Origin of the sequence: Ancylobacter mangrovi, assembly GCF_024752355.1 — a bacterium.
Taxonomy (GTDB): Bacteria; Pseudomonadota; Alphaproteobacteria; order Rhizobiales; family Xanthobacteraceae; genus Ancylobacter; species Ancylobacter mangrovi.
Window position 1 is genome coordinate 327,526 of the sequence record NZ_JANTHZ010000003.1, and the last position, 6,521, is coordinate 334,046.

General features: G+C 69.8%; 5 protein-coding genes. All 5 read right to left on the reverse strand.

Features of this window, described 5'->3' with window-relative positions; translation table 11 throughout:
- Positions 1–7: 7 nt before the first annotated feature.
- A complete protein-coding gene (locus tag NVS89_RS10735; protein ID WP_258732699.1) occupies positions 8–3,124 on the reverse strand; it encodes a multidrug efflux RND transporter permease subunit in 3,117 nt (1,038 codons plus the stop codon).
- Between the two features lie 10 nt (positions 3,125–3,134).
- Entirely contained in the window at positions 3,135–4,340 is a 1,206-nt protein-coding gene (locus tag NVS89_RS10740) for an efflux RND transporter periplasmic adaptor subunit (RefSeq protein WP_258732701.1), read from the reverse strand.
- 138 nt (positions 4,341–4,478) lie between these two features.
- Positions 4,479–5,111 (reverse strand): O-methyltransferase, encoded by a 633-nt coding sequence (locus NVS89_RS10745; RefSeq protein ID WP_258732702.1) that lies wholly within the window; start codon positions 5,109–5,111, stop codon positions 4,479–4,481.
- A complete protein-coding gene (locus tag NVS89_RS10750) occupies positions 5,111–5,797 on the reverse strand; it encodes a PadR family transcriptional regulator (protein ID WP_258732703.1) in 687 nt (228 codons plus the stop codon). Before NVS89_RS10750 ends, NVS89_RS10745 begins: the two co-directional genes overlap by 1 nt.
- A 203-nt stretch (positions 5,798–6,000) precedes the next feature.
- The coding region (locus NVS89_RS10755) for an NAD-binding protein (RefSeq protein ID WP_258732704.1) at positions 6,001–6,521 on the reverse strand (521 nt) is incomplete at its 5' end.

Below are 6,521 nucleotides of genomic sequence, written 5' to 3' on the forward strand. Positions count from 1 at the left end.
GAGGCCGCTATTCGGCGGGCACGGTTCCGGCCCCGGCGCCGGTGCCCGCCTCGGCCCGGCTCGCCAGCCAGGTCTGGAAGCGGGCGAGGTAGAGATAGACCACAGGCGTCGTGTAGAGCGTCAGCACCTGGCTGAGCGCGAGGCCGCCCACCATGGCGTAGCCGAGCGGCTGGCGCAGCTCCGCGCCGGTGCCGCTTCCCAGCATCAGCGGCACGCCGGCGAGCAGCGCCGCCATGGTCGTCATCAGGATCGGGCGGAAGCGCAGCCGGCAGGCCTCGGCGATCGCCTGCTCCGGCCCCAGCCCCCGCTCGCGCTCGGCGGCGATGGCGAAGTCGACCATCATGATGCCGTTCTTCTTCACGATGCCGATCAGCAGGATGATGCCGATGATCCCGATCACCGACAGGTCGAAGCCGCCGCCCCACAGCGCCAGCAGCGCGCCGACGCCGGCCGAGGGCAGGGTCGACAGGATGGTGAGCGGGTGGATGTAGCTCTCATAGAGCACGCCGAGGATGATGTAGACGGCGAACAGCGCGGCTGCGATCAGCGCCGGCTCACTCGCCAGCGCGCTCTGGAACACCTGCGCGCTGCCCTGGAAGCTGCCGCCGATGGTGGAGGGCGCGCCGAGCTCGGCCGAGGCGGTGTTGATGGCGGCGACCGCCTCGCCGAGCGAGACGCCGGGCTTCAGGTTGAAGGACAGCGTCACCGCCGGGAACTGCGCCTGGTGCGAGACCGAGAGCGGGCCAACCGCCTTGGCGTCGAGGCTGACGAGAGTGGAGAGCGGGATCGCCTGCCCGGTGGTCGGCGACTTCACATAGATCTCGTCCAGCGTGCCGATATGCTTCTGCTGCTCGGGCGTCGCCTCGATGATGACCGAGTAGGAATCGAGCTGGGTGAAGTACTGCGTCGCCTGGCGCTGGCCGAAGGCGTCGTTCAGCGTGGCGTCGATCACCGCCGGCTGGATGCCGAAGCGGGCGGCGCGGTCGCGGTCGATGGTGATCTTGACCTGCGGCGCGCTGCCCTGCTGGTCGCTGGTGACGTCGGTCAGCTGGGGGATCTGGCGCAGCTTGGCCAGCAGCTTGGGCGCCCATTCGTCGAGCTCGGCGAGGTCGACGTCGGTCAGCGTGTACTGGTACTGCGCACGCGAGATGCGGCCACCGACATTGATGTCCTGCGCCGGCTGCAGGAACACCGCCGCGCCGGTGACCTGCTGCAACTTCGGGCGCAGCCGGTTGATGACCTGCAGCGCCGAGGCGTCGCGCTGGTCGCGCGGCTTCAGGGCGATGAAGAAGCGCCCGGTGTTCGAGGTCTTCGCCCCGCCGGCGCCGAGCACCGAGCCGAAGGCGGCCACCGCCGGGTCCCTGGCGATCACCGCGCCGAGCGCCTGCTGCACGCGCTTCATCTCGTCGGGCGAGATGTCCTGCGCCGCTTCGGAAAGGCCGGTGATGACGCCGATGTCCTGGGTCGGGAAGAAGCCCTTGGGCACCACCACGAACAGCCAGCCGGTGAGCGCAATGGTGGCGAAGAACACCATCAGCGTGAAGAAGCGCCAGCGCAGCGCAAGGGCGAGCGTGCGTTCGTAGAAGCCGAGCAGCCCGTCGAAGCCGGCCTCGACAAAGCGGTAGACCCGGCCATGGGTGTGGCGCGGGGGCTTGAGGAAGCGCGAGCACAGCATCGGCGTCAGCGTCAGGGAGACCAGCGCCGAGACCGCGATGGCGGCGGTGACGGTGAGCGAGAATTCGCGGAACAACCGGCCGACGATGCCGCCCATCAGCAGCAGCGGGATGAACACCGCCACCAGCGAGATGCTGATCGACAATACGGTGAAGCCGATCTCGCGCGCGCCCTTCAGAGCCGCCGGATAGGCCGCCTCGCCCTCCTCCATGTGGCGCACGATGTTCTCGACCACGACGATGGCGTCATCGACCACGAAGCCGACGGCGATGGTGAGCGCCATCAGCGACAGGTTGTCGAGGCTGAAGCCGAGCGCGTACATCACCGCCGCGCTGCCGGCGAGAGAGATCGGCACCACCACCGCCGGGATCAGCGTCGCGCGGATGTTGCGCAGGAACAGCAGGATCACCATCACCACCAGCGCGATGGTCAGGATCAGGGTGAACTGCACGTCCTCCACCGAGGCACGGATGGTGGTGGTGCGGTCGACGATGGTGTCGATGGTGATGCCGGCGGGGATGATGCCGTCGAGCTTGGGCAGCGTCGCCTTGATGGCGTCGACGGTCTCGATGACGTTGGCGCCCGGCTGCTTGAACACCAGCAGCACCACCGCCCGCTTGTCGGTGCTCCAGGCGGCGACGTCGACATTCTCCGGGCCCTCCACCGCGTGGCCGACGTCGCGCACGCGGATCGGCGCGCCGTTGCGATAGGCGAGGATCACGTCGTCATAGTCCGACGCCTTCACGATCTGGTCGTTGGCGGCGATGGTGAAGCTGCGCACCGCGCCGTTGATCGCGCCCTTGGCGGCCTGCGCGGTGGAATCGGCGAGCGTTGAGCGCACGTCCTCGAAGGTCAGCCCGCTGGCGGCGAGCCGGGCCGGGTCGAGCTGCACCCGCACCGCCGGCTTCTGCTCGCCGCCGATGATGACCTGCGCCACGCCCTGCACCTGCGACAGGCGCTGGGCCAGCACGTTGTCGGCGAAGTCGTCCACCGCCGTGATCGGCATGGTGTCGGAGCGCGCGGCGAGGATCATGATCGGCGCGTCGGCCGGGTTCACCTTGCGGTAGCTCGGCGGGGTGGAGAGATCGTCGGGAAGCTGGCGCTGGGCGGCGGTGATGGCCGCCTGCACGTCCTGCGCGGCGGCGTCGATGTCGCGGTCGAGCGCGAATTGCAGCGTGATCGAGGTCGACCCCAGCGTCGAGGTCGAGGTCATCTGGGTGATGCCGGCGATCTGGCCGAAGCGCCGCTCCAGCGGCGAGGCGACGGCGGAGGCCATGGTGTCCGGGCTGGCGCCCGGCAGGCTCGCCGAGACCTGGATGGTGGGGAAGTCGACCTGCGGCAGCGGCGCCACCGGCAGCAGCTGGTAGGCGATGACGCCGAGCACCGCCAGCGCCGCCATCAGCAGCGAGGTGGCGATGGGGCGCTGGATGAAGGGGGCCGAGATGTTCATGGCCGCGCGCTCACGGCGCCGCCGGCGCGGCGGCCGAGGATAATTCCTCCTTCGGCCCGGCGTCGGTCGCGGCCACATGCGCGTTCGGGCGCAGCCGGTACTGGCCGTCGGTGACGACGCGCTCGCCTTCCGTCAGCCCCTTCTCGACCTTGGCGAAGCCGCGCGCGACCTGTCCGGTCTCGATCGGCCGCACGGTCGCCTTGTCGCCGGTGTCGATGACCCAGGCGAACAGCCCGTCCGGTCCGCGCTGCACCGCGGCCACCGGGACCGCGAGCACGTCCTTCAGCTTGTCGACGGTGAGGTCGACATGCACGAAGGCGCCCGGCCACAGGCGTTCGTCCTGGTTGGTGAAGATCGCCTTGAGCCGCAGCGTGCCGGTGCTGGTGTCGATCTGGTTGTCGACCACGGCGAGCGTGCCGGTGCCGAGCGCGCTGCCGTCCTCGCCGCGGGCGACGACGGTGAGCGGGCCCTTCGCCATCGCCCGCTGCACCGCGCCGAGGTTCTTCTCCGGCAGGGTGAAGACCACCGCCACCGGCTTCAGCGTGGTGAGCACGGCGATCGGCGTGCTGTCGGTGGCGTGGACGATGTTGCCGGCGTCGACCTGGCGGATGCCCATGTGTCCGTCGGCCGGGGCGGTGATGGTCATGTAGCCGAGCGTGGTCTGCGCGCTGCGGATGGCGGCGTCGTCGGCGGAAATGGTCGCCTTGAGCTGGTCGACCGTCGCCTGCTGCTGGTCGAGCTGCTGCTTGCTGGCGAAGTCCTTCTGCGCGAGCTCGGTGTAGCGGTTGAGGTCGGCCTCGGCGCCGCGCAGCTGCGCGGTGTCCTTCTCCTTGGTCGCCTGCGCCTGGCCGAGCGAGGCCTCGGCGAGGCGCGGGTCGAGCTTGGCGAGCACGTCGCCGGCCTTGACGTCCTGGCCCTCGGTGAAGTCGACCGATTGCAGCGTGCCGTCGACGCGGGCGTGGATGTTGATGGTCTGCGAGGCCTGGACCGTACCGAGGCCGCTCAGCACCACCGGCATGTCGCGGCGGGCGACGGTGGCCACCGTGACCGGGACGGGCGCCGCCTGCCGGGCGGCGGCGGGGTTCGGGGCGGCGGCGCGCGCGGCGCTCTCGCGCCAGACGAAGAAGCCGGCGCCCAGCACGGCGAGGCCGACGAGCAGCAGCAGCGAGCGGACGATCGCTCGACCGCGCGAAGGGGAGTCATCTCTTGCCGACATTAGGGGACCGTGTTCGCCGCTGACGATGCATGATGTTGCCCAGCAACCCTGTCATAGTCACATTAATTCGCGTTCACATGGGCTACGTTGGGGCAGGTCACGCGGCCGGGAAATCTTGCCTTTCCGCGCGGCATTACCTCAGCTTTCGAACGCCCTGAAGCGGCTGATCTCCAGCCCGTTGCCGACCGGCACCGGCAGGCTCGCCATGTCGGGCCGGCCGCGCACCGCGTCGAGATAGGCGGCGACGTCCCGCCGTCCCGGGCGGATATTGTCGGCGACGATGATGGCGCCGGGATTGAGCTTGGGGGCGAACGCCTCGAGGGCCGGCAAATAGAGCTGGTTGGGCAGGTCGAGCAGGACGAAGTCGAGCCCCGCCGGCAGATCGCTGATCATCTCCACCGCGTCGCCGACGCGGAACTCGACATGCTCGGCAAGGCCCGCCTTTGCCGACATCTCGCGGGCGAAGGCGGATTTGTAGTCCTTCGCCTCCATCGTCACGAGCCGGCCGCCGGAGGCGCGCGCGGCCTCGGCCAGCCAGATGCCGGAATAGCCGTAGGAGGTGCCGAGCTCGAGGATGGCCGGTGCGCTCAGGCTGCGCGCCAGCAGGTTGATGAAGCGGCCGGTCTGCGGGCCGACGGCGAGGAGCCGGCGGTCGATCCCGCCCTCGGCAGGGCGGGGCGCATGGCCCCGCCGCTCCCGTTCGCGCTCGTCCTGCTCGCGTCGGATCATCTCGTGATAGACGTCGAGGACGGCCTCGATCCTGTCGTCCATCAGCTCTGCTCGATGGTTTGCGCCGCGGCGTTAAGGGCATCGGCGATGGTGCCGGCGGCGGCCTCGTCGATATCGCCGCGCCGCAGGCGGTGGCGCAGCGCGCGCTTCAGCGAGTCCATGCCCTCGATCACCGGGTCCGGCACGTCGCCGTGCCGGGAGCCGGGGCCAGCACTGCCGATGCGCGCCAGCAGGGCGTCGAGGGCGGCACGGTTGGCGGTGAGGAAGGCGGTGCCCTCCTCGGTCGGACCGTAGCGCTTGCGCCCCCCGTCCTCGGCGGCGATGCGGGCATAGCCCATGTCCTCCAGCCAGGACAGCGTGGGGTAGATCACGCCCGGGCTCGGGCTGTAGCTGCCGCCCATCCGCGCCTCGATGGCGCGCATCAGCTCGTAGCCGTGGCGCGGCTGCTCGGCGAGCATGTCCAGCGTCAGCAGCCGCAGCTCGCCATAGTTGAAGGCCCGGTCGCCGCCATGGCGCCGGCGGCCATGGCCGTGACGCTCCGGGCGGTGATGTTCGGCGTCAGGCCCCTCGGGGCCGCCAGGGCCGCGCCCGTGGCGCCCTTCGCCGTGACGGTCGTGACCGTGTTCGTGATGACCGTGTTCGTGGGGGCCGTGCCCGCGATGGCGGCCGCGGCGGTGGTGCGGTTCGTGGGAAGGGTGGTCGTCGTGTTCGTTGTCGGTGTGTTTCATGCGACGGGATATATATCTCGATATATCGTAAATCAAGATATATCGAAATATGTCGCGCCACTCGCCCCGATCCGGCGCGGCCCGAGCGCTGAAAAGGCCGGCGGCCGCTGGATTGGCGCGAGGCGCGGAGCGTGCGCCGGAAAAAGTTTCGGGGGCGTCCAGCGCCCCCGAATGTCGTCATCGTCCGTGAAATCGATCGCCCGTCAGGCGTCGGGCATGACGGTGTGGTTGGCCATCATCTCCAGCGCCTTGACCAGCGCCGAGTGGTCCCACGCCGCCCCGCCATTGGCCGCACAGGCCGAGAACAGCTGCTGCGCCACCGCGGTCGCGGGAAGCGCCATCTGCAGCTGGCGCGCCCCGTTCAGCGCCAGGTTCAGGTCCTTCTGGTGCAGCTCGATCCGGAAACCGGGGTCGAAGGTCCGCTTCACCATCCGCTCGCCATGCACCTCGAGGATCCGCGAATTGGCGAAGCCCCCCATCAGCGCCTGGCGCACCTTGGCCGGGTCCGCCCCCGCCTTGGAGGCGAATAGCAGCGCCTCGCCCACCGCCTGGATGGTCAGCGCCACGATGATCTGGTTCGCCACCTTGGTGGTCTGACCGTCGCCGTTGCCGCCCACCAGCGTGATGTTCTTGCCCATCTTCTCGAACAGCGGCTTCACCGTCTCGAACGCCTTGTCCGGACCGCCGACCATGATGGTCAGCGAGGCCGCCTTGGCCCCGACCT

Excerpts from the sequence above, each read along its gene's own strand:
- NVS89_RS10735 (WP_258732699.1), bottom strand. The coding sequence starts at position 3,124 with ATGAACATCTCGGCCCCCTTCATCCAGCGCCCCATCGCCACCTCGCTG.
- NVS89_RS10740 (WP_258732701.1), bottom strand. The coding sequence starts at position 4,340 with ATGTCGGCAAGAGATGACTCCCCTTCGCGCGGTCGAGCGATCGTCCGC.
- NVS89_RS10745 (WP_258732702.1), bottom strand. The coding sequence starts at position 5,111 with ATGGACGACAGGATCGAGGCCGTCCTCGACGTCTATCACGAGATGATC.
- NVS89_RS10750 (WP_258732703.1), bottom strand. The coding sequence starts at position 5,797 with ATGAAACACACCGACAACGAACACGACGACCACCCTTCCCACGAACCG.